Source organism: Pseudoalteromonas sp. R3 (assembly GCF_004014715.1).
GTDB lineage: Bacteria > Pseudomonadota > Gammaproteobacteria > Enterobacterales > Alteromonadaceae > Pseudoalteromonas.
Genome location: NZ_CP034835.1, coordinates 3,874,411 through 3,895,536 on the forward strand (window position 1 = coordinate 3,874,411; position 21,126 = coordinate 3,895,536).

The window sequence follows — 21,126 nt, forward strand, 5'->3', positions numbered from 1 at the left end:
CTCTTTATTAGACTAATAAATTTGTTAGTCGATTGGCTTCGAAGTCAATTCATCGTATATTCAGTACTTAACTTATTATTAATACCAATCAAACGTCATAGCCTTTCTTCAGGATATGCTATTGCGTAATTGGTATAACTTCGCTGGAACATTGGAGTGTGAATGTATCTGTTTGAAGGCTTAAAGAAAAAAATATCAGAGTATCTGCCACCCGAAGACGTGGAACTGGTGCAAAAAGCCTACGTGGTTGCCCGCGAAGCGCATGAAGGGCAGACCCGCTCCAGCGGCGAGCCTTATATTACCCACCCGGTTGAAGTCACGCAGATCCTGGCCAGTATGAAGCTGGACCATGAAACCCTGATGGCGGCATTGATGCATGATGTCATCGAAGACACCGATTTCAGCCAAAAAGACCTGGCCGAGATCTTCGGCGATACGGTGGCCGAGCTGGTTGCCGGCGTCAGTAAACTGGACAAACTCGACTTTAAAGATAAAAAAGAGTTTCAGGCCGAAAACTACCGCAAGATGATCATGGCCATGACTCAGGACATCCGGGTTATCTTGATCAAACTGGCTGACCGTACCCATAACATGCGTACGCTTGGCTTCCTGCGCCCGGAAAAACGCCGCAGGATAGCCCGCGAGACCCTGGAGATCTTTGCGCCGATTGCGAATCGTCTGGGTATCCATGACATCAAGAATGAACTTGAAGATTTGGGCTTTGCGGCGTTATATCCAATGCGTCACAGAGCGCTAAAATCAGAAGTTGCGAAAGCACGCGGTAACCGTAAGGAAGTGATCAGCAATATCCAGTCTGAGATTGAATCGCGCCTGGAAGAAGCTGGTATTGACGCCTCGGTCAGTGGCCGCGAGAAGCACCTGTACAGTATCTACAAAAAAATGCTTAACAAAGAGCTGCTGTTCAACGAGGTGATGGATATTTATGCTTTTCGCATCAACGTCAACAGCATAGATACCTGTTATCGGGTGTTAGGTGTGGCACACAACCTGTACAAGCCCATAGAAACCCGTTTTAAAGACTATATTGCTGTACCCAAAACCAATGGCTATCAGTCTTTGCATACCTCTTTGGTTGGGCCCCATGGTATTCCGGTGGAGATCCAAATTCGTACCCATGATATGGATCATATGGCCGACAAAGGGGTTGCGGCGCACTGGATGTATAAAAAAGCCGGTGACAGCTCCGGGCACACCGCACAGCAGCGTGCCAGACAGTGGATGCAAAGCCTGCTAGAGCTGCAGCAAAGTGCCGGCTCGTCGTTTGAATTTGTTGAAAACGTAAAGACAGAACTGTTCCCGGAAGAGATTTATGTCTTTACGCCGGATGGACGTATTATTGAGCTGCCAATGGGTGCAACGGCCGTCGACTTCGCTTATGCGGTACACACCGACGTGGGTAATACCTGTGTGGGCGCACGCGTCAATCGCAAACCTTACCCGCTGAGTAAAGCACTGGATACCGGCCAGACCGTTGAGATCATTACCAGCTCGGGCGCACACCCCAATGCCACCTGGCTGAACTTTATCGTAACGGGTAAAGCGCGTCTGGGCGTGCGTAACTACCTTAAGAGTCAGCATCAGGAAGAGTCCATCCTGCTGGGCCGACGCTTACTTGACTCCGCGCTGGGCGAGCACAAGCTGGATGACATACCAACCGAACAGATAGACAGAGTACTGGAAGAGCACTCACTCAATACAGTACTGGAGCTACTGGTGGAAATTGGCAATGGCAACATCATGAGTATGTTGGTTGCAAAACGCCTGTTACAAGCTGATGATGCTATTGAAAGCCTGGCACAACAAGCGAAGGCACCAATTATCGGCACAGAAGGCATGCTGGTCACTTATGCCAAGTGCTGCCGACCTGTACCTGGTGATGATATTACCGCGTATGTCAGCCAGGGTAAGGGCCTGATGGTCCATCGCCAGGAATGTAAAAACATCAAAGGCTGGCAAAATGAACGTGCCAAGTACTTTGTGGTAAAGTGGGAAGATAACCCCGAAAAAGAATACATCGCAGCACTGCGGGTTGAGATCATCAACCACCAGGGTGCGTTGGCCAAATTAACCAATGTGGTTGCAAGTACCCAAGCTAATATTGTGGAGATTGCAACCGAAGAAAAAGAGAGCAACCTGTACGTGATTGATCTGGGTGTTACCGTTAAAGACAGGATCCACGTTGCAAATATTATGCGCCGGATCCGGGTAATGCCAGATGTACAACGCGTAACCAGGAAGCGATAAAGGAAAGACAATGAATAAAGCCATTATTTCAACCGATCAGGCGCCGGCGGCAATCGGCACCTACAGTCAGGCAGTTAAAGTCGGTACGGCGGTTTACCTTTCGGGGCAGATCCCTTTGGTGCCTGAAACAATGGAAGTCATCTCTGAAGACTTTGCAGAGCAAACACAGCAGGTATTTAAAAACCTGACGGCCGTATGTGAAGAAGCAGGCGGCCAGCTACAGGATATGGTTAAGGTAAATATCTTCCTGACCGACCTGAGCAACTTTGCCACTGTAAATGAGATCATGAGCCAGCATTTTAAAACGCCTTATCCGGCGCGTGCAGCCATTGGTGTCAAAGAGTTACCGAAAGGCGTACAAATTGAGATTGACGGCATCATGGAGCTGCCTTCAACTAACTAATATCTCAACGTATCAGTATTACGACTAAGCCCGCTTAATGCGGGCTTTTTCATACCTGCCCAATGATTTTTCATTACCTTAACTTTGATCTTAAACACTTGACCGCATACTATTAATTTAGCAATCTGGTCATACGCACATAGCAATACCTGACTATATTATGGCCGTCTACAAAGGCAATTTGAGGTACTCATTATCGTAGTAAATGATAAGCAATAAGGATAAGCCTGTGTTTAAACTCGCAAAAATGGCAATATATTGATGGACGTCGCAGCAGCGTCGCCCCCCAGTGCAGCGTTTGTGGTTGAAGCACTCGAACGCTCACCTTATGCGGACTGCGCAATTGATCACGAGTCCATTAAAGCCTTCTTTAAGCAAGACACCCCCGCGGCTCAGCTGATTGTAGCCCAGCAAAAAGATGCACACATAGAAGTTGCGCTCAGCGAAGACAAAATGCAGGCAATCGCTAAACTGACTACAGCTCAGGGTGGCAAGATGATCAGCCTCGAAGATGCCAAACGCGCCATCGTCAAAATTGGCGTAACACGTGGCTATAAACAGGTTTATCTCGAGAATTTACTCAAACAACAACTTGAATCCATGCCTGGTACTGAAGTAACCGGTATTGTTGCTCAAGGCCGGCCACCTGAAAATGGTATCCCTGCTAAGTTAATTCCCCATGTTCAAACATTGAAAGAACGCCTCAAACAGCCCAAGTTACGTGAAGATGGCACCGTGGATATGCGAGATTTTGGTGCCCTGGCCAGTGTTGCCCCCGGCACCTTACTGGTTACCCAGCGTCCGGCAACACCTGGTAAAGAGGGCTTTACTGTCACTGGCGAAAGCATTACCCCAAAACCTGGCGACACCTTTCAGCTTGTTGCCGGTGAGGGCACAGAGATATCACCTACCAATCCGCTGCAACTGGTGGCCACCATTGCGGGTTGCCCCTCTGATATTCCAAATGGTATGCGGGTAGACGACATCTTTACCATAGCCGATGTAAATGTACGTAGCGGCCATATTGAGTTCAGTGGCAGCGTGCTGGTCACCCGCAATGTGGAGCCGGGGATGAAGATCAAGGCCCATGGCGATATTACTGTTATGGGCACTGTAGAATCGGGCGAATTGATTTCAGATGGCAATATCGAAGTCAAAGGTGGGGTCATAGGCCACCTGGATCACAGCAACGACGATCAGGGGCTTACCTGCCGCCTGATAGCCAAAGGTGATGTCCAGATCACTCACGGTCAGTACACCTACCTGGAAGGCCACAATGTCTTTATCCAAAAACAAAGCAATCACTGTGATATTAAAGCTGCCAACCTGTTACAGGTTGGCCTGGATGAGTCGCCCAAGGGCAAACTGATCGGCGGTACCATTTTTGATGCAAAAATGCTGGTGGCTGGCGAAGTTGGTAGCAGCTCGGGGGCAACCATGGCTCTTTACCTGGCACGTAGTGGTATGGAGATCACCGAACGAACCGATCTGTGCCTTAAGGAACTTAGCCAGACCGATGAACAGATCAATAACCTGCAAAAGGCGGTCGAAAAAGCCGATCACGTAAAAGATGCAGAAAAGAAAAAAACCTTGCTGGCTAAAATCGGCGCTACTCAGGAACATTACTGCAAACAGGCCGAAGCTCTTGAGCATCAGCTGTCCGAATTAGATCATACTTTACACGACTTGCTCGACAACACTCAGCTGGTCGTTAATACCTCGCTGCACTCTGGCGTCGAAATACACATTTTCGATAAAGTGTATAAAACCACCCGCAGCTATCCACCATGCAGCGCCAGGCTGCTCGAAGGCAAAATCGAAATTGAATTTAAGATGTAAGGGAGCCCAACCGGGCTCCCTTACCGTGTGTTGCCATCGCGTCTAAAGTAACCCAGAAACTTCAGTTTTAATTTGCTCAGGCCACACACCAACCTGGACCTGACCAATATGTTGCTTTTGCAGTAACAGCATCACCAAACGAGACTGACCAATCCCCCCGCCTATCGTCTGTGGCAGTGCGCCGGCCAGCAGGCTCTGATGCCAGTCCTGCTCTAGCCTTTGTTCATCCTGAGTCAGACTGAGCTGACGTTGCAGGCTATCCGGACACACCCGGATCCCCATGGACGAAATCTCAAAGGCATCTTCGAGTACCGGGTTCCAAACCAGAATATCGCCGTTGAGTCCCTGATATTGCTCGCAGGTGGGTGTTGACCAGTCGTCATAGTCCGGGGCTCTGACATCATGTATTTTGCCATCCCCCAGCTCGCCGCCAATACCAATCAGGAACACCGCACCATACTCCTGAGCAATCGCTTTTTCTCTTTGCTTGGGCGTAAAATCCGGATACATACGGCGCAGCTCTTCACTATGCACAAAAGTGATGTGCTGCGGTAAAAATGGGGTCAGCCCGTAGTCAGACGCCAGTTGCTGCTCGGTTTCACGAATTGCGCTGTACAGGGTCTGAACCGTTTCTTTGAGTTTATCCAAAGAGCGCTCTGACTGCGCACAGATCACCTGTTCCCAGTCCCACTGATCAACGTACACCGAGTGGATGGGTGACAGCTTGTCTTCGTCCGGACGTAACGCCTTCATATGCGTATAGAGTCCCTGCCCTGCGCCAAAGCCATAATCGCCAAGTGTTTTACGCTTCCACTTTGCCAGTGAATGCACGACCTCAAAGTCGCTGTCACTCAGCGTTTTCACCTTAACCTTAACGGCTTTTTCAGTGCCGCTGAGGTTATCCTGAATCCCGTCTCCTACTTTTGCCAGGATAGGTGCCTGGACTTCAATCAGGCCTAACTTGTCAGTCAGTTGTTGTGAAAAAAGTGCTTTTGCACGAGCTATTTGCTGTTGTGTTTGCAGATACTGTTGCAACATATCGGTTTCCTCATTCCCAATGGTGTTGAATAACGGTGCAGGCTTGCTGCGTTAAATCTATCCTCAACAAAAACGAGCAAAGATTCAATACTCCACAACAAAAACACCTTTACACTATTTTTTTCGTTAAAAATCCGCTTTAATAATTACCGAATCAATAATTAGTGTACAAAATATCCATGGAAAATTATCAAATCGATAATCTAGACCGTTCTATCCTTCATGCATTAATGGACAATGCCAGAACACCCTATGCTGAACTGGCCAAACGCTTTGCCGTCAGTGCAGGGACCATTCATGTACGGGTCGAAAAGATGAAGCAAGCCGGTATTATCGTAGGCACCCGGGTCAGCATAAATGCCAAACAGCTGGGTTATGATGTCTGCTGTTTTATTGGTGTAAACCTCAAACATGCGCGAGATTACCCGGCCACCATTGAACAACTCGAAGGGTTTGAAGAGGTTGTCGAAGCCTATTACACCACGGGTAATTACAGCATTTTTATCAAAGTGATGGCACGTTCTATTGACCATCTTCAGGATGTACTGATCAACAAGATCCAGACCATTGAGGCGATCCAGTCAACCGAGACCCTGATCTCCTTGCAGGCACCAATAATGCGTGAAGTAATGCCTTAGAAAGGCGCTTTTTGTTATAATAGCGGCAATTTAGTAGTTAAGAGCTGTAATTGATGGAAGAAAACCGTTTTCAGCGCGTTAAGCGCATTTTGGATCAACGCCAGACTGATTTAACTGTGTGCCTGGACGAAGTCCACAAACACCACAATCTGTCGGCTATAGTGCGCACAGCCGATGCGGTCGGCTGCCATCATGTTCATGCGGTATGGCCGCAGGAACAAAGACGCCTGACCAATAACACCTCAGGTGGCAGTAAAAACTGGGTAGAAACCCATATGCACGACGACATAGATCAGGCCGTTGCCGCGATCCGTACACAAAACCCGGGTATTCAACTGCTAGCGACTAATCTCAGTGATACTGCCGTAGATTTTCGCGAAATTGATTATACTAAACCGACTGCCGTTATTGTTGGACAGGAACGTTTAGGGATCTCAGACAGAGCGCTGGAGCATGCCGATCAGCATATCGTGATCCCAATGGCAGGTATGGTGCAGTCGTTAAATGTCTCTGTAGCCGCAGCACTGATCTTGTATGAAGCACAGCGCCAGCGTGAAGAAGCGGGATTATATCAGCGTAAAGATATGCTCGACCCGACGATTAAACACAAGTTACTGTTTGAAGGCTGTCACCCAATCATTGCCAATCGCTGCGTAGAGAAAGGCCTGCCTTACCCGGCTCTGGATGAGTTTGGCGAGATCGTCGCCGACGAGGCTTTCTGGAACACTCTGAAATTTAGCCAAAAAGGATAATTATGTCTCGCCCCAATTTAGCCCAGTACGCCATCACCGACCTCAAGGGAGTCGGCCCAAAGGCCGCAGAGCGGCTGGCCAAATTGGGGATCCGCAGTGTTCAGGATATGCTATTTCACCTGCCATTGCGTTATGAAGACAGAGCCAGAACTTACCGCATCGCCGAACTGATGCCGCACACTCATGTGAGTGTGGAGGGTGAAATAGAACAGGCCAATATCACCTTTGGCAAGCGCCGTATGCTGGTGTGCCAGATAAACGATGGTACAGGCCGTATTACCTTGCGCTTTTTCAACTTCAGTGCAGCACAAAAAAATGCCATGCAAAGCGGTAAAATCATGCGCTGTTTTGGTGAAGTACGCCGTGGCCGGGTCGGCCTTGAAATGGCCCACCCCGAATACAGTATTCGCGATGAACTGAGTGATAAACCCCAAGGCGCAGATACCCTCACGCCGGTTTATCCGACAACGGAAGGGCTTAAGCAACTCAGTATTCGTGCCATTGCCGAACAGGCCGTTATTTTGCTGCACAAATACGATATTGACGATCATTTGCCACAGCAGTTCCGGCCCAATCAGCTGAGCTTAAAAGAAGCCCTGCTGACGCTCCACCAGCCCCCCCAGAACGTCGCTCTGGACCAGCTGGAACTGGGTCAGCACCCGGCACAACAACGCCTGGCCTTTGAAGAATTACTGGCACAAAACCTTAGCCTGCTACAGCTCAGGCAGCAAGGTCAGGCCGTCAAGGCCGTATCTCTGCCGCCCAACAACCTGTTAGAAACCGAATTTCTGGCTCAACTCCCGTTTAAACCCACAGCGGCACAGAGCCGGGTGGTGGCCGAGATCAAAGGCGATTTGCAACAACCCTACCCTATGATGCGCCTGGTGCAAGGCGATGTTGGCTCAGGTAAAACCCTGGTCGCGGCGCTGAGTGCACTCACGGCCATTGCCAAAGGCTATCAGGTGGCGTTGATGGCACCAACGGAGATTTTATCCGAGCAGCACAACATCAATTTCCAAAACTGGTTTGCGACGCTGGGTATTGAAGTCGTCTGGCTGGCAGGTAAAACCAAAGGGAAAGAGCGTGAACGTGTGCTTGAGCGCATCAGCTCAGGTCAGGCGCAAATGGTCGTGGGCACCCATGCGCTGTTTCAGGAGCAGGTGCAGTTTAGCAATCTGGCCCTTATCATCATTGATGAACAACACCGCTTTGGCGTTCATCAGCGCCTCTCGTTACGTGAAAAGGGTAAGTTTAACGACTGCTATCCGCATCAGCTGGTTATGACGGCCACGCCAATCCCACGGACACTGGCAATGACTGCCTATGCCGATCTGGAAACCTCAGTGATCGATGAACTGCCACCAGGGCGCACCCCCATCACAACCGTTGCCGTTCCTGATACGCGTCGCGAAGAAGTGATTGAGCGAGTGCGACGCGCCTGTATTGAGCAACAGCGACAGGTGTACTGGGTCTGTACTTTGATTGATGAATCCGAAGCCTTGCAATGTCAGGCGGCCGAAGACACCGCAGAGCAGCTCACCAAAGCCCTGCCTGAGCTGAATATAGCCCTGGTTCATGGCCGTATGAAGGCGCAGGAAAAGCAGCAGATCATGCAGGACTTTAAGCAGGCGCAAAGTCATGTACTGGTAGCAACGACTGTCATTGAAGTAGGTGTGGATGTGCCCAATGCCAGCCTGATCATCATAGAAAACCCGGAACGCCTGGGGCTGGCACAGCTACACCAGTTGCGTGGCCGGGTTGGCCGTGGTGATATCGCGTCGCATTGCCTGCTGCTTTATCATGCGCCTTTATCAGCAACGGCGCAAAAGCGCCTGGGTGTGCTGCGCGACAGTAATGATGGCTTTGTGATTGCCGAACGGGATCTGGAGATCCGCGGCCCCGGTGAAGTACTGGGTACTCGCCAGACTGGTCTGGCCGAGCTTAAGATTGCCGATCTGAGCCGGGACAAAGTGCTGCTGCCTCAGGTGCGCAGCCTGGCCTTCACCCTGCTGCAACAGCATCCACAAGCCGTTGAGCCACTGATCCAGCGCTGGCTGCCCAACCGCAGCGAATTTGCCATGGCTTAGCCATGGCTTACTTAAACGTTTCTGAACGTTCGATCACTTCAATCTGGTAGCCGTCGGGATCGGCAATAAAGAAAAAGCGTGCTACCAATGTATCGCCGTTGTAAAACGACTTCATCTCTTTAGGCTGATAACCCAGTGCCTGTGCCTTTGCATGCACTGGCGCTAAATCATCCACCACCACAGCAATATGACCATAGCCGTTACCCAACTCATAGGGCTCCCCAGTACCATGGTTCCAGGTCAATTCCAATTCAAACTCGGCCTCTTGGTTACCCAGGTAAACGAGGCTAAAATCATCAAACTCAATGCGCCTGCGCTCGCCCAGTGCTAATACATCGTGGTAAAATGCCAAGGATTTTTGCAAGTCCATTACCCTAACCATGCTGTGAATGAGTTTTGCCATCAAGGAGTCCTCTTATGTGTGAATTATATGCCTCGGCCAATCCAGCCAGTTATGAGGTCATACGCCGTTCGATGCGTATCCAGGGGGCCGTAACCAGTCTGGCACTGGAGCGCCAGATCTGGGACCTGTTACAGGAGATAGCAACTGCAGAGCAGCTCAGCGTAGCTGAATTTGTCTCAACCCTGTATCAGGAAGTACTTGAACGTCAGGGCGAAGTAAAAAACCTTGCTTCTTTGCTGCGGATCACCTGCTTAACCTACCTGGCCGATCATACGCGTAGTCGCAGCTGAAGGGGTAGTATCTGGCTACTACATTAATATTAGGCTTTTGCTTATCAGTAAAAGCCGATACACTGAGACTGATTCAGTCTTAGTAATCCTTTGAATTGTGTGAACTATTTAGGCACAAGGTATAGCGCTATCTTATGAAATCTCATTTAGGCCGCCGTGCATTTTCAAACATGGAATTGTATACCCTGTTTAACGGCTACATTTATGGTGATGAAAAACAAAAGCGTGAGCAGCCGAAGCATTGGCACTTCTGGTTGCCGGTGCTGGCTTACTACACAGGTGCCTATAGTGACGAGATTGGCAATCTAACCCTCTCAGATATCACCAAACAAGAACAAGTCCGCGGTTTCACTTTTACGACTCATGGCAAGCTACAACCCCGATTTGTACCAATTCACCCGGCGCTCTGGCATGCCGGATTACAGGACTACCTGCACTTTTTAGAGCAACAAGGCCACACCCGGCTGATGTTTGATCTACCTGCTAAATCAGGCCGTTTCAGTGAAAAAGTCAGAATTTGGTTTTCCGGAGAAGGTGAGCGACTGGGTTACTTGCAAAAGTGTGGTCTGCCCAATGTCGACCAGCAAGGCATGAAAACTGCCATCAGTAGCCTGAGACTGAACTTTGAGCAGCAGGTACACATATCAGCTATCCAACAGGGTAACAAGGCAGCCATGCTCTATTTGCTGGGACTCAAGAATGATGGACAAGTTCTCACTCAGCCCCAGGCACACCAGCTCAAGCAAATCCTCACTCAGGTCAGGGTGATTAACCCCAACATCCACTGGCAGCGCTTTACGGAGCGCCATGGACAATAAATCATTAAGATACAAAAAACCCGGTTTCACACCGGGTTCATGTTTACAGAAACGCAAAGCCTTATAATGACTTCACAAACTGACTAAACTCTTTCCCCAATTTTTCATCACGCATCGCATATTCTACGATGGCTTTCAAATAACCCATTTTGTCGCCGCAATCATGCGCACGGCCGCTCATATGAAAGGCCTCTACACTTTCGCTCTCCATAAGCATATCGATGGCATCGGTTAACTGGATCTCGCCACCGGCCCCCAGTGGCGTGCGCTCCAGTAAAGGCCAAATATTGCGCGACAATACGTAACGACCAACAACGGCGAGGTTAGAAGGCGCTTTATCGACTGCAGGCTTTTCAACCATATGATTGATTGGTGCACTCTCGCCCGGTTTGAGCTCTACTCCCTGAATATCTGCGATACCATATTTGTTTACGTCTTCACGGGGCACAGGTTCAAGCATAATCTGGCTTAATTTAGTGTCTTTAAATCGGCGTACCATAGCAGCCAGATTCTCACTCTTCTGATCAGCCGTATACTCATCCAGGATCACATCAGGCAGTAACACCACAAAGTCGTCATCACCCACAATTGGCTTAGCACACAATACAGCATGCCCCAGACCTTTTGCTTCACCTTGACGTACACTCATGATGGTCACGGTTTCAGGACATATAGAGCGCACCTCATCGAGTAAGGTACGCTTGACTCGCATTTCAAGTGTCGCTTCTAATTCAAAGCTGGTATCAAAGTGGTTTTCAATCGCATTTTTTGAAGAATGTGTTACCAGTACGATTTCTGAAATACCCGCTGCTGCGCATTCTTTAACGATATATTGAATGAGAGGTTTGTCGACAATAGGTAGCATTTCCTTTGGGATAGCTTTTGTCATGGGCAACATGCGAGTGCCCAGACCGGCTACCGGGATAACAGCTTTCATAGTTCATCCATTCGAGTTTAATGAGTTAAGTAAGAATTCAACACCCAAGTAACTAGGTAATTTCACTCAACTAGCATAGCAGTGAAACAGCAATTTAACCAAGGGTGAAACTAATCTTCATCAATAAAAAATGCCCGTAAATTATTCATTTACGGGCATTTCTAATTAAACTAGTGGGCTTGTAATGTGTTACAGGCCTGCACGCTTTTTGATAGCTGCAATCAGAGCTGAACCACCGTGACCATTGCTTTCAGCCCATGCGATATCAGCACCATCTTCCAAAGCACTTTTTGGCAAGCTCTTGACGATAAATTCACCTGCATCTACTGCATTACTAGCAATGGCGTGGCGCAGCATATTGTTACCATTACACTGAATTGAATCGTATACGTTACGGATTTTAACCCGTGAGCTCTTTAGCGTACTACGGATACGTCTTTTATCATCAGCTGCAATATACTCGCACAGAGAAACTGCTAGCTGATCGTTTGCTTTGCTCGCAAAACTTACTGTTAATGCCGAAACGCCAAGACTCACACCAATAACTAAAGGAATTACTTTCATCACCAATCACCTAGTACTTTTTTCGTAAGAACAAACGCTCAATATTGTATCAACCAATACAATTGTTAGCAACAAAGTTATATTCCTTTATTTAGAGTTACGAACTTATAACTATACAAATTTTTCTCATCTGCCTCAAAAGCTTGGCTTGCTACTTCGTGCCATTCACCTACCTGAGTATGGTCAGGAAAGCGCGTGTCTCCTGAGACTTCTAAGTCTATATAAGTTAAATAGAGCCTATTACTTAAGGGTAGAAACTGTTCATAAATATTTCCACCTCCAATGATCATTACTTCTTCACTTCCGTCCACTAAAGCTAAAGCATCTTGTGGTGATGAAACCACCTCAATGCCTTCAGCGCTATAATTTGGGTTGCGGCTGATCACTATATTTCGTCTGCCAGGCAGAGGGCGGCCGATTGATTCGAATGTTTTGCGCCCCATCACCACAGGTTTATTCAAGGTGACGGCTTTAAAATGTTTCAAGTCAGCCGGTAAATGCCAGGGCATAGCGTTATCATCGCCAATGATACGTCCGTTTGCCATCGCTGCAATCATTGATATTATCACAATACACTCCACTCATACTTTTATACTAAAAAAGGGCCAGAGGCCCTTTTTGTACCAATTCGATTAGTTAGACTCCAATACGAATTGCACTTATCTTTCGTAGACGACTTCCACATCGTAGTCGTCTTCGTCCCAGTCATCCCAGTCATCATCGTTGTCCTGAGTTGCCTGACGGTGGTAGGTATCCCACTTGAATTCGACTTCTTCTTGCTCTTGTTCTTCGAACTTATCACGCGGCATGCTATCCAGCAGCCCCTGAATGTCGTAACACAACTGCTGAGTATTGAACTTGTTTGCAGCAGAAATACGATATACATGCTCAGCATCCAGCTCTTCGGCAATGCGCTGGCATACCTCTTCCAGCTCATCTTCTGCAAGCAAGTCAATTTTGTTCAGCACCAACCAACGTGGTTTGTTGGCAAGTTTAGGGCTGTACTGATGCAACTCATTGATGATTGCAAATGCGTTATCTACCGGATCTGTACCATCAATTGGCATGACATCCACAACGTGTAATAACACGCGACAACGCTCAAGGTGTTTAAGGAACCGAATACCCAGGCCGGCACCATCCGACGCACCTTCGATTAACCCGGGAATATCGGCGATAACAAACGATTTATTTGCTTCTGCACGCACCACACCAAGGTTCGGCACTAGGGTAGTAAACGGATAATCTGCTACTTTAGGTTTTGCCGCAGATACGCTACGAATAAAGGTAGATTTACCCGCATTTGGCAAGCCCAGTAAACCAACGTCAGCCAGCAGCATAAGCTCAAGCTTTAAATTGCGTACCTCACCAGGTGTACCCAGTGTTTTTTGTCTTGGCGCACGGTTAGTGCTCGATTTGAAGCGAGTATTACCTAACCCGTGATAGCCACCTTTGGCCACCAGTAGCTTTTGTCCATGTTTTGTCAGATCGCCCAGACACTCCTGAGTATCCACATCCGTCACTCGTGTCCCTTCAGGTACTTTCAGGATTAAGTCGGCACCTTTTTTACCTGTCATGTTACGACCATGACCATTAGTCCCCGCTCAGCACGGTGGAACCGTTCAAACTGGTAATCAATCAGGGTATTGAGGTTTTCGTCTGCCTCAAGGTAAACGCTACCTCCGTCTCCGCCGTCGCCGCCATCTGGGCCACCGTCGGGTACAAATTTTTCGCGGCGAAATGAAACGACACCGCTTCCACCGTCTCCGGCTTCCGCGCGGATCTCTACTTCATCGACAAACTTCATGGTTACTCTCTTACTGGTTGTTCAGCACCTGCTATTATAGCAAGTTCATAGCGGCTTGATCAGCATGGGCAAATGCCTAACTACCGGTCTGTGGCGCGTATTTGACAGGAATAAGGTTAGAGCAAAATTCAGACTCTGCTCTATAAAAACAAAAAACCCCGCCTAAGCGGGGTTTTTCAGTATTCTTTTTACCGATTACTCAGCAATGATGCTAACGTATTTACGGTTTAAAGGACCTTTCTGCTCAAAAACAACTTTACCGTCTGCTTTTGCGAAGATTGTGTGGTCTTTACCGATACCTGCGTTAGTACCAGCGTGGAACTTAGTACCACGTTGACGAACAATGATGTTACCCGCAAGTACTGATTCGCCACCGAAACGCTTAACACCTAAGCGTTTACTTTCTGAATCGCGACCGTTACGAGTACTACCAGCTGCCTTCTTATGTGCCATCTTTCTGTACCTCTAAATTAAGCGCTAATGCCAGTGATTTTAACTTCAGTGAACCACTGACGGTGGCCCATCTGCTTACGAGAATGCTTACGACGTCTAAATTTAACGATCTTAATTTTCTCGCCACGACCGTGAGATACAACTTCAGCTGTAATCTTACCACCGTTTACGAACGGCGCACCGATCTCGATTTTTTCACCATCAGCTACAAGAAGTACTGAATCAAATTCAATTGATGCACCAGTCTCAACGTCTAGTTTCTCTAGACGAATTGTTTGACCTTCAGTCACACGGTGCTGTTTACCACCACTTTGGAAAACCGCGTACATAATTAACTCCGTCTGTGCGCCCTCAAATCGACGCAACTTAATATTCTTCAATAGGGCGCGAAGTTTACGCTAATGCGCTACTTCGCGCAAGCCCTAGATCGCAAATAAATGAATAAAAAATAGCTAACTTGAGGGCGTAATAATATTTTCATTTATTCTAACGAAAAGGTGTGATAAGCCAAGCTCTTTTTTGCTTTCTTACTCACGAATTTTGATAGGAAATGACCACAAAGAACAAAAAACAAACAAAAGCATCGATTTTTTAACCTCTATCAAGGCAAGTTATCGAGTCACAGGCATTTTTAATGTACACTTGCGACTCGAACATCCCTGAATGAGGCTTTAGCTCGGAGCGTTATGGATATCAAAGCGATCCAGAGATTGATTGAGCAAGACATGCTTGCCGTTAATCAACTTATAGGCGACCAAATGCAATCTGACGTCGCACTGGTTAATCAACTTGGCTTATATATAGTCAATAGTGGTGGGAAACGTATCCGCCCTATGCTGGCACTTTTGGTTGCTAAAGCGCTGGGGTATCAGGGCGATAAGCACGTTACACTGGCGACCATTATCGAGTTTATCCACACAGCCACTTTACTGCATGACGACGTCGTTGATGAATCAGCTCTGCGTCGAGGTGAACCCACTGCTAATGCCGAATTTGGTAATGCGGCAAGCGTGCTAGTTGGTGACTTTATATACACCCGTTCTTTTCAGCTGATGGTTGGGCTTGAGAATATGGAAGTCATGCAAATTCTGGCAGATGCAACCAATGTCATCGCTGAGGGCGAGGTTTTACAGCTGATGAACTGTAACGATCCGGACACGACAGAGCAAAGCTATATGCAGGTAATCTATAGTAAAACGGCTAAACTGTTCGAAGCCGCAACTATGTTACCCGCAGTTATTCTGGACAAATCAGAGGCCACCAAAGACGCCCTGAAACTTTATGGCATGCATCTGGGCACAGCTTTTCAGTTAGTGGATGATGTGCTCGACTACAGCGCCAATGCTGAGCAACTTGGAAAAAACATTGGTGATGACTTAGCCGAAGGCAAACCAACCCTGCCGTTAATTTATGCGATGCGCCACGGCACTGATCAACAGGTTGCACAGATCCGTGATGCCATAGCAAACGGTAATGGCCTCGATAACCTGAACGAAATCCTGACTACGCTTGAGCAGACCAGCGCGCTTGAACACACTATGGAGCGCGCCCGGACTGAGTCGCAAAAAGCCATAGAGCAACTTAGTGTACTCGAGGAGTCAGAGCACAAAACAGCTTTGGTTTCATTGGCAAAACTAGCGGTAGAGCGCAGCTATTAAGCTGATAAAAGACATTAAAAAAGGCTGCTCAGGCAGCCTTTTTTAGTTGAGGTGATTACCCTTCTTTTGGGCGATAACCTTCAATCTCAACGTCTTTACCTTCAAACAAAAAGCCCACCATCTGATCTTCGAGTTGCTGGCGGTGTTCAGGATCCATCATGTTTAGATGTTTCTCATTGATCAGCATAGTTTGTTTATGCTGCCATTGCTGCCACGCTTCTTTACTGATGTTGTTGAAGATACGTTCGCCAACTTCACCCGGATACAGTTGAAAATCCAGTCCAGGAGCTTCTTTTTGTAACTTTTGACAAAATACGGTACGTGCCATCTCTTTACCCTTTATGCATTCGTTTAGGTTAAGTTTACCCCATTGCCTTTAATACTTTAACCAACTTTTTAGTCGGTGCTGCCAGGCCCACTTCGGCAGGTTGTGCTAACTCGTACCACAATAATGGGTTATCGTGCACACAATCTGGGATTTGATTTAAGTCGATAACCACAGGGGTAATGGTCAACTCAAAGTGCGTGAATATATGAACAAAAGACGCCAGTGTTTGACGATTACCCACTATCCCCTGTTGTGCCAAAAATGCTTCAAGTTCTGCAAGCTCTGTGAACTCAAAGAAACCAAACAGTCCTCCCCAGATGCCACTGCTTGGCCGTTTTTCCATTAATACTTTATCCTCTGCACGCATTATCAGATGATATGCAGCTTTCTTGGGCTTCACTTTTTTTGGCTTAGAGTTAGGAAATTCCTTCACCCTGCCCAGCTGATACGCCTGACAACGACTGACCAAAGGGCAAGCCTCACAATCAAAATTGCTGCGACTACATAAACTGGCCCCCAGATCCATCATTGCCTGATTGTATTCTGTCACCCTGTCTTTGGGTGTCAGCGCATCGGTCAATGCCCACAGGTGGTTTTCAACCTTCTTAACGCCATACCAACCTTCAACCATAAAGAAACGGGCCAGTACACGTTTTACATTGCCATCCAGAATCGGGTGCGGCTGCCCCAACGATAGAGAGAGCACAGCCCCCGCCGTGGAGCGACCAATACCTGGTAGCGCCATCACCTGTTCCAGCGTTTCAGGAAACTTCCCCTGATACTCATCACGGACAATTTTTGCGGTCTTGTGCAGATTTCTTGCACGGGCGTAATAGCCAAGCCCAGTCCAGTGGTGTAACACCTCATCTTCTGGTGCATTTGCTAAATCAATGATGGTTGGAAAGCGCGCCATAAAGCGTTCAAAATACGGGATCACAGTCACAACCTGAGTTTGTTGTAACATTACTTCTGACACCCAAACTTTATATGGGGTCTTCTCAAGTTGCCAGGGCAGCGTTTTACGCCCGTGTAACTGGTACCAGTCGACAACTTGCTTGGCAAACCACTGGGCTTGCTCATTATTTACTGTCATTACGAGACTCTGCTTTTTGCTTGCTAATACACGCGCCAGTGTATGAAGCTTTTTTCAAAGGTCAAGCTCTTGTACTTGGCGCTGTGAATAGCGATAATGTGCGCCCATTTTTTACACCGAAGATGAAGACCATGAACGAATCGAGTAAAACCGCTCTGGAACAAGCTGAGCAGGAAGGCAAATACATTCGCAAAGTGCGTAGCTTTGTAAAACGTGAAGGCCGCCTGACCAAAGGGCAAGCTGCAGCTATTGAAAAATGCTGGGCAACGATGGGCCTGGAGCATGCTCAGGGTCGCCTGGACTTTGCAGAGGTGTTTGGCAACGACAATGATGTTGTGGTTGAGATTGGTTTTGGTATGGGCAAATCGCTGGTAGAAATGGCGAAAAATGCACCGGACCAGAACTTTATTGGCATTGAGGTACACCGCCCAGGTGTCGGTGCTTGCCTGATGGAAGCCGATGAGCAAGGTGTCACCAACCTGCGTGTATTCGAGCATGATGCAGTTGAAGTACTGGCAGATTGTATTCCAGACGCTAGCCTGGCAAAACTTCAGCTGTTTTTCCCAGATCCATGGCACAAAAAACGCCATCATAAACGCCGTATCGTTCAGGCCGAATTTGTCGAGAAGCTCCGCACTAAGTTACGTATCGGGGGTGTTTTCCATATGGCAACAGACTGGGAAAACTACGCAGAGCATATGCTGGAAGTAATGCAGTCAGCGCCTGGTTTTGCCAACCAATCAGACAGCAACGACTATGTACCTCGCCCGGATTTCCGCCCCCTGACTAAATTTGAGCAGCGCGGTCACCGCCTGGGTCATGGTGTATGGGATCTGATGTTTGAACGCACAGCCTAACCTGTCATTGCTACCGGGGCGCCCTGCCCGTCTAATCTGGATCTTAGATGCAAAAATTAACCAACCCCAGCTTATTGCTGCTGCGCAACGAAGAAGAGCTGACAGGCCAGCATATTTTGGTGATCAACCATCAGCGTGATAGCTTTCTATCTGAGCTGAAGCAATTAAATCCACAGGCAAACATCAATGCATTTAGTTATGACTTTGCCAATCACCTGGCTTCTGATTCGCTCGCAGATATTGACAGCCATGTGTCACACACCTTGCCAGCGCTCGATGATTTAGACCTAATCATTTATTACTATCCAAAGTCTAAGCCAGAAGCACAAATGATGTTCGACAATATTCGCGCACTGTGCTCTGAAAAGACCCGTTTACTGGTGGTTGGAGAAAATAAAGGCGGTGTTAAGTCGGCAGAAAAGCAGCTGCAAGATAAATGCGAAGCACATTACAAGCTCGATAGTGCCAAGCATTGTATTTTGTACGAGTTCGCCCAGCTGCAACCTGCGACAAATTTTGACATTGCCAGCTACCAACAAACCTTTACCGTTACGGTTGCTGGGCAACAGTTTGAAGCTGTCAGTGTCCCCGGCGTGTTTAATCATGGCAAGCTGGATATCGGGACTAAATTACTGCTGGAAAACCTTGAGTTGCCCGCCCGCGGTAACATGCTCGACTTTGGCTGTGGTGCAGGGATCATTGCCACCTTTGTACTCAATCAGTCTCCAAAAATTCGCTTCAGCTGCCTGGATGTCAATGCATTAGCCTTATATGCCTGCGAACAAACTTTGCGCTTGAATGGTCATGAGGCTGAACTGGTGCTCAGCGATGGCCTTAAACAATTAACAGGTCGCTTTGATGCCATTATCAGTAATCCGCCTTTTCATACCGGTATTAAAACCGATTATGATATAGCAGAAGGGTTTATCAACGGCGCTACCTCGCATATGAAAAAAGGCGCTCAGCTACATATTGTTGCTAATAGCTTCTTAAAGTACCCTCCACTTATAGAAGCACGTTTTGGGTATTGTGACACACAAATAAAGAACACCAAATTTGCTGTCTATCGCGCTACCCTGAGCTGATGTAACGCCAGTTCAGAGTTATGCTGAACTGGCTTCCGCCCCACCTCATCGCCATCCCAACCTCATTTATATCTCTGTAAAAGAGCAAAGTGCTGAATCGTTTCGTAAAATGTGAGCTTTTTTGTGTTCTATACTGCTAAACTAAGGTGAGTGAATAGCAGGCAAGCGGGATTTGTGGTCTCCCAATGGGTAAATACGCAACAAAAACAAGTATAAGAAAAGTGCTGATCAGTGCCGTCATGCTAGTTACGGCGCTGTCTTTGTCCCTGTCTATCTCAATTTCGACTTATCTCGACGTTAAAAAACAAAAGCAGCTGATCATCAACAAATTGGAAATGATCGCCGAGATCATTGCGTTTAACGCCCAGGTAACACTCATATTTGATGACAGAAAGACCGAAGAAAAGCGCCTGAAATCGTTTGATAAAGTAGATTTAGTCAAGAACATTCACATCTATGCGATCGATGATGTAACGAACAGGCCCGTTTTTTTCACCAGCTATAACGCCAGTAAAACACCTCCCGTGCCGCTCAAAGTCAATCAGATAGAGGAACTCAGAACACCAAAAATATCTGAAGACTACATAGAGCTTATTCTGCCCGTCGAGTACGAAGGTAATATTGAAGGGTATGTTTATCTGCGTGGCGGCCTTGAGCACCTGGCCGAATACATTAACAGAAAAATTCTGGTCGACATCGCATTGACCCTGTTTGTACTTGTGCTGGTGATGTTTGTTGCACGAGGGATCCAAAAACGGATCGCCACACCTATCGAATCTCTCTCACTCTTGTTACAGGACGTTTCAAAGAATCATAACTATGCTACTCGGGCCGAAAAAAGCGATATAGAAGAAATTAATATTCTGGCGAACAACCTCAATATCATGCTTACCAGGACGCAAAACCAGCTTGAACGCCACCAAGCTGACAAGCAGGAAATAAAGCAGCTTAACCAAAGTCTGGAAGAAAAAGTAAACCAGCGAACGATAGCACTGAGAGAAGCAAACCAGGAACTGCTCAACACCCTGGAGCGTATGCACCAGTATCAGAATCAAATTGTTGAAAATGAAAAAATGGCGTCCCTTGGGCAAATGGTTGCAGGCGTTGCGCATGAAGTTAACACTCCTATTGGTCTGGGTGTAACAGGCTCGACATTGCTACGCGATAAGCTCAGTGATATAGAAATCGCCTTTCAACAAAAAACATTGACCTCTAAGCAGCTGGAACGCTTCATTAAAGAAGGGATTGAGAATTTAGATCTCATCTATCGTAACCTCAACAGAGCGGCCGATCTTATTTCCAGCTTTAAGAAAGTGGCTGTTAGCCAGGATATTGAGATCAATTCAGACGTTAACATCACTAAGCTTCTCAATGCAGTAATGGGGGCGATGCGCACTGAGCTGGATCTTAAGGCACCACAGATACATATTGACTGTCCTGCCGATCTCACAATCAGAAGTAAATCTGGCTTACTACAACAGGTGTTTGAACAATTGTTTTCAAATTCTCTGGTGCACGGTTTTGAGAGTAACGAAAATAACGAAATTGCTATAAAAGTGAACCGTGAAGACCCGCAATTAACGATTGTATACAGCGATAATGGAGTGGGTGTGCCTAATGCGATTAAGAAGCGTATTTTTGATCCATTTGTTACAACACGACGAGGAGAAGGTGGTAGTGGTCTGGGTATGCATCTGGTGTATAACCTGGTTACTCAGGCACTGGGGGGAAGCATAACATTACAAGAAGATTATAAATCAGGTACTCAATTTGTGATTAGCCTGCCTCTGAAAGGAGGTACACAGTGAGAT

At 47.4% G+C, this 21,126-nt stretch carries 21 protein-coding genes and 1 pseudogene; 12 read left to right on the forward strand and 10 right to left on the reverse strand.

From position 1 onward, the window contains the following. The first annotated feature begins 162 nt into the window (after positions 1 to 162). The 3 genes from spoT (at position 163) to ELR70_RS22090 (ending at position 4,507) form a co-directional block, all read left to right on the forward strand. Entirely contained in the window at positions 163 to 2,265 is a 2,103-nt protein-coding gene (gene spoT / locus ELR70_RS22080) for a bifunctional GTP diphosphokinase/guanosine-3',5'-bis pyrophosphate 3'-pyrophosphohydrolase (RefSeq protein ID WP_054014720.1), read from the forward strand. A 10-nt stretch (positions 2,266 to 2,275) separates the two neighbouring features. After that, positions 2,276 to 2,668, forward strand: a complete 393-nt coding sequence (locus ELR70_RS22085) for a RidA family protein (RefSeq protein ID WP_010383501.1) — start codon at positions 2,276 to 2,278, stop codon at positions 2,666 to 2,668. A gap of 261 nt (positions 2,669 to 2,929) precedes the next feature. Beyond that, positions 2,930 to 4,507 (forward strand): FapA family protein, encoded by a 1,578-nt coding sequence (locus tag ELR70_RS22090; protein ID WP_128064717.1) that lies wholly within the window; start codon positions 2,930 to 2,932, stop codon positions 4,505 to 4,507. A 42-nt stretch (positions 4,508 to 4,549) separates the two neighbouring features. On the opposite strand, the gene asnA is transcribed toward ELR70_RS22090, so the two are convergent. Next, positions 4,550 to 5,545 carry an aspartate--ammonia ligase gene (gene asnA, locus ELR70_RS22095; protein ID WP_054014721.1) on the reverse strand — a complete coding sequence of 332 codons (996 nt, stop codon included), beginning with the start codon at positions 5,543 to 5,545 and terminating at the stop codon, positions 4,550 to 4,552. 179 nt (positions 5,546 to 5,724) lie between these two features. Between asnA and asnC the strand changes: the two genes are divergently transcribed. From asnC to recG, 3 genes are read left to right on the forward strand one after another with little or no spacing between them, the layout of a single operon-like run. Then, positions 5,725 to 6,183 (forward strand): transcriptional regulator AsnC, encoded by a 459-nt coding sequence (gene asnC, locus ELR70_RS22100; RefSeq protein ID WP_054014722.1) that lies wholly within the window; start codon positions 5,725 to 5,727, stop codon positions 6,181 to 6,183. Positions 6,184 to 6,236: 53 nt separating this feature from the next. Continuing rightward, on the forward strand, positions 6,237 to 6,935 hold the full coding sequence (gene trmH / locus ELR70_RS22105; RefSeq protein WP_054014723.1) for a tRNA (guanosine(18)-2'-O)-methyltransferase TrmH: 699 nt from the start codon (positions 6,237 to 6,239) through the stop codon (positions 6,933 to 6,935). 2 nt (positions 6,936 to 6,937) lie between these two features. Beyond that, positions 6,938 to 9,022, forward strand: coding sequence for an ATP-dependent DNA helicase RecG (gene recG / locus ELR70_RS22110; protein WP_054014724.1), 2,085 nt, complete (start codon positions 6,938 to 6,940; stop codon positions 9,020 to 9,022). A gap of 7 nt (positions 9,023 to 9,029) precedes the next feature. On the opposite strand, the gene ELR70_RS22115 is transcribed toward recG, so the two are convergent. Further along, on the reverse strand, positions 9,030 to 9,425 hold the full coding sequence (locus ELR70_RS22115) for a VOC family protein (RefSeq protein WP_054014725.1): 396 nt from the start codon (positions 9,423 to 9,425) through the stop codon (positions 9,030 to 9,032). A gap of 14 nt (positions 9,426 to 9,439) precedes the next feature. Here ELR70_RS22115 and ELR70_RS22120 point away from each other — a divergent pair, with 14 nt between their 5' ends. Both ELR70_RS22120 and ELR70_RS22125 read left to right on the forward strand, forming a co-directional pair. Beyond that, positions 9,440 to 9,715 carry a ribbon-helix-helix domain-containing protein gene (locus ELR70_RS22120; protein ID WP_046006231.1) on the forward strand — a complete coding sequence of 92 codons (276 nt, stop codon included), beginning with the start codon at positions 9,440 to 9,442 and terminating at the stop codon, positions 9,713 to 9,715. A gap of 134 nt (positions 9,716 to 9,849) precedes the next feature. After that, a complete protein-coding gene (locus tag ELR70_RS22125; RefSeq protein ID WP_200908197.1) occupies positions 9,850 to 10,533 on the forward strand; it encodes a hypothetical protein in 684 nt (227 codons plus the stop codon). 61 nt (positions 10,534 to 10,594) lie between these two features. On the opposite strand, the gene galU is transcribed toward ELR70_RS22125, so the two are convergent. The 6 genes and pseudogenes from galU to rplU form a co-directional block, all read right to left on the reverse strand. Further along, positions 10,595 to 11,470, reverse strand: a complete 876-nt coding sequence (gene galU, locus ELR70_RS22130) for a UTP--glucose-1-phosphate uridylyltransferase GalU (protein ID WP_054014726.1) — start codon at positions 11,468 to 11,470, stop codon at positions 10,595 to 10,597. Between the two features lie 189 nt (positions 11,471 to 11,659). Further along, complete coding sequence (locus ELR70_RS22135) at positions 11,660 to 12,034, reverse strand: DUF3718 domain-containing protein (RefSeq protein ID WP_054014727.1); 375 nt, start codon at positions 12,032 to 12,034, stop codon at positions 11,660 to 11,662. Between the two features lie 77 nt (positions 12,035 to 12,111). Then, positions 12,112 to 12,603, reverse strand: a complete 492-nt coding sequence (gene folA, locus ELR70_RS22140; RefSeq protein WP_200908198.1) for a type 3 dihydrofolate reductase — start codon at positions 12,601 to 12,603, stop codon at positions 12,112 to 12,114. Positions 12,604 to 12,693: 90 nt separating this feature from the next. Beyond that, positions 12,694 to 13,841 (reverse strand): annotated as a pseudogene (cgtA, locus tag ELR70_RS22145) (Obg family GTPase CgtA). Positions 13,842 to 14,036: 195 nt separating this feature from the next. After that, the gene (gene rpmA, locus ELR70_RS22150; RefSeq protein ID WP_010383519.1) at positions 14,037 to 14,294 is read right to left on the reverse strand and encodes a 50S ribosomal protein L27; all 258 of its coding nucleotides are present in this window, start codon (positions 14,292 to 14,294) and stop codon (positions 14,037 to 14,039) included. 17 nt (positions 14,295 to 14,311) lie between these two features. After that, positions 14,312 to 14,623: a 50S ribosomal protein L21 gene (gene rplU, locus ELR70_RS22155; protein ID WP_010383520.1), complete on the reverse strand. Its 312-nt coding sequence runs from the start codon at positions 14,621 to 14,623 to the stop codon at positions 14,312 to 14,314. A gap of 357 nt (positions 14,624 to 14,980) precedes the next feature. Here rplU and ispB point away from each other — a divergent pair, with 357 nt between their 5' ends. After that, the gene (gene ispB, locus ELR70_RS22160; protein ID WP_054014730.1) at positions 14,981 to 15,952 is read left to right on the forward strand and encodes an octaprenyl diphosphate synthase; all 972 of its coding nucleotides are present in this window, start codon (positions 14,981 to 14,983) and stop codon (positions 15,950 to 15,952) included. Positions 15,953 to 16,007: 55 nt separating this feature from the next. On the opposite strand, the gene ELR70_RS22165 is transcribed toward ispB, so the two are convergent. Then, on the reverse strand, positions 16,008 to 16,280 hold the full coding sequence (locus tag ELR70_RS22165; RefSeq protein WP_054014731.1) for an oxidative damage protection protein: 273 nt from the start codon (positions 16,278 to 16,280) through the stop codon (positions 16,008 to 16,010). Between the two features lie 34 nt (positions 16,281 to 16,314). Next, positions 16,315 to 17,373 carry an A/G-specific adenine glycosylase gene (mutY, locus tag ELR70_RS22170; RefSeq protein WP_054014732.1) on the reverse strand — a complete coding sequence of 353 codons (1,059 nt, stop codon included), beginning with the start codon at positions 17,371 to 17,373 and terminating at the stop codon, positions 16,315 to 16,317. Positions 17,374 to 17,504: 131 nt separating this feature from the next. Here mutY and trmB point away from each other — a divergent pair, with 131 nt between their 5' ends. The 3 genes from trmB (at position 17,505) to ELR70_RS22185 (ending at position 21,123) form a co-directional block, all read left to right on the forward strand. Beyond that, the gene (gene trmB, locus ELR70_RS22175) at positions 17,505 to 18,230 is read left to right on the forward strand and encodes a tRNA (guanosine(46)-N7)-methyltransferase TrmB (protein ID WP_054014984.1); all 726 of its coding nucleotides are present in this window, start codon (positions 17,505 to 17,507) and stop codon (positions 18,228 to 18,230) included. 47 nt (positions 18,231 to 18,277) lie between these two features. Next, positions 18,278 to 19,315 carry a methyltransferase gene (locus ELR70_RS22180; protein ID WP_054014733.1) on the forward strand — a complete coding sequence of 346 codons (1,038 nt, stop codon included), beginning with the start codon at positions 18,278 to 18,280 and terminating at the stop codon, positions 19,313 to 19,315. Between the two features lie 185 nt (positions 19,316 to 19,500). Then, positions 19,501 to 21,123, forward strand: coding sequence for an ATP-binding protein (locus ELR70_RS22185; RefSeq protein WP_054014734.1), 1,623 nt, complete (start codon positions 19,501 to 19,503; stop codon positions 21,121 to 21,123). The last annotated feature ends 3 nt before the right edge of the window (positions 21,124 to 21,126 follow it).

Excerpts from the sequence above, each read along its gene's own strand:
- ELR70_RS22115 (WP_054014725.1), bottom strand. The coding sequence starts at position 9,425 with ATGGCAAAACTCATTCACAGCATGGTTAGGGTAATGGACTTGCAAAAA.
- ELR70_RS22125 (WP_200908197.1), top strand. The coding sequence starts at position 9,850 with ATGAAATCTCATTTAGGCCGCCGTGCATTTTCAAACATGGAATTGTAT.
- ELR70_RS22135 (WP_054014727.1), bottom strand. The coding sequence starts at position 12,034 with ATGAAAGTAATTCCTTTAGTTATTGGTGTGAGTCTTGGCGTTTCGGCA.
- ispB (WP_054014730.1), top strand. The coding sequence starts at position 14,981 with ATGGATATCAAAGCGATCCAGAGATTGATTGAGCAAGACATGCTTGCC.
- asnC (WP_054014722.1), top strand. The coding sequence starts at position 5,725 with ATGGAAAATTATCAAATCGATAATCTAGACCGTTCTATCCTTCATGCA.
- recG (WP_054014724.1), top strand. The coding sequence starts at position 6,938 with ATGTCTCGCCCCAATTTAGCCCAGTACGCCATCACCGACCTCAAGGGA.
- spoT (WP_054014720.1), top strand. The coding sequence starts at position 163 with ATGTATCTGTTTGAAGGCTTAAAGAAAAAAATATCAGAGTATCTGCCA.
- ELR70_RS22180 (WP_054014733.1), top strand. The coding sequence starts at position 18,278 with ATGCAAAAATTAACCAACCCCAGCTTATTGCTGCTGCGCAACGAAGAA.
- mutY (WP_054014732.1), bottom strand. The coding sequence starts at position 17,373 with ATGACAGTAAATAATGAGCAAGCCCAGTGGTTTGCCAAGCAAGTTGTC.
- ELR70_RS22185 (WP_054014734.1), top strand. The coding sequence starts at position 19,501 with ATGGGTAAATACGCAACAAAAACAAGTATAAGAAAAGTGCTGATCAGT.
- rplU (WP_010383520.1), bottom strand. The coding sequence starts at position 14,623 with ATGTACGCGGTTTTCCAAAGTGGTGGTAAACAGCACCGTGTGACTGAA.
- ELR70_RS22090 (WP_128064717.1), top strand. The coding sequence starts at position 2,930 with ATGGACGTCGCAGCAGCGTCGCCCCCCAGTGCAGCGTTTGTGGTTGAA.
- galU (WP_054014726.1), bottom strand. The coding sequence starts at position 11,470 with ATGAAAGCTGTTATCCCGGTAGCCGGTCTGGGCACTCGCATGTTGCCC.
- trmH (WP_054014723.1), top strand. The coding sequence starts at position 6,237 with ATGGAAGAAAACCGTTTTCAGCGCGTTAAGCGCATTTTGGATCAACGC.
- ELR70_RS22165 (WP_054014731.1), bottom strand. The coding sequence starts at position 16,280 with ATGGCACGTACCGTATTTTGTCAAAAGTTACAAAAAGAAGCTCCTGGA.
- rpmA (WP_010383519.1), bottom strand. The coding sequence starts at position 14,294 with ATGGCACATAAGAAGGCAGCTGGTAGTACTCGTAACGGTCGCGATTCA.
- trmB (WP_054014984.1), top strand. The coding sequence starts at position 17,505 with ATGAACGAATCGAGTAAAACCGCTCTGGAACAAGCTGAGCAGGAAGGC.
- asnA (WP_054014721.1), bottom strand. The coding sequence starts at position 5,545 with ATGTTGCAACAGTATCTGCAAACACAACAGCAAATAGCTCGTGCAAAA.
- ELR70_RS22085 (WP_010383501.1), top strand. The coding sequence starts at position 2,276 with ATGAATAAAGCCATTATTTCAACCGATCAGGCGCCGGCGGCAATCGGC.
- ELR70_RS22120 (WP_046006231.1), top strand. The coding sequence starts at position 9,440 with ATGTGTGAATTATATGCCTCGGCCAATCCAGCCAGTTATGAGGTCATA.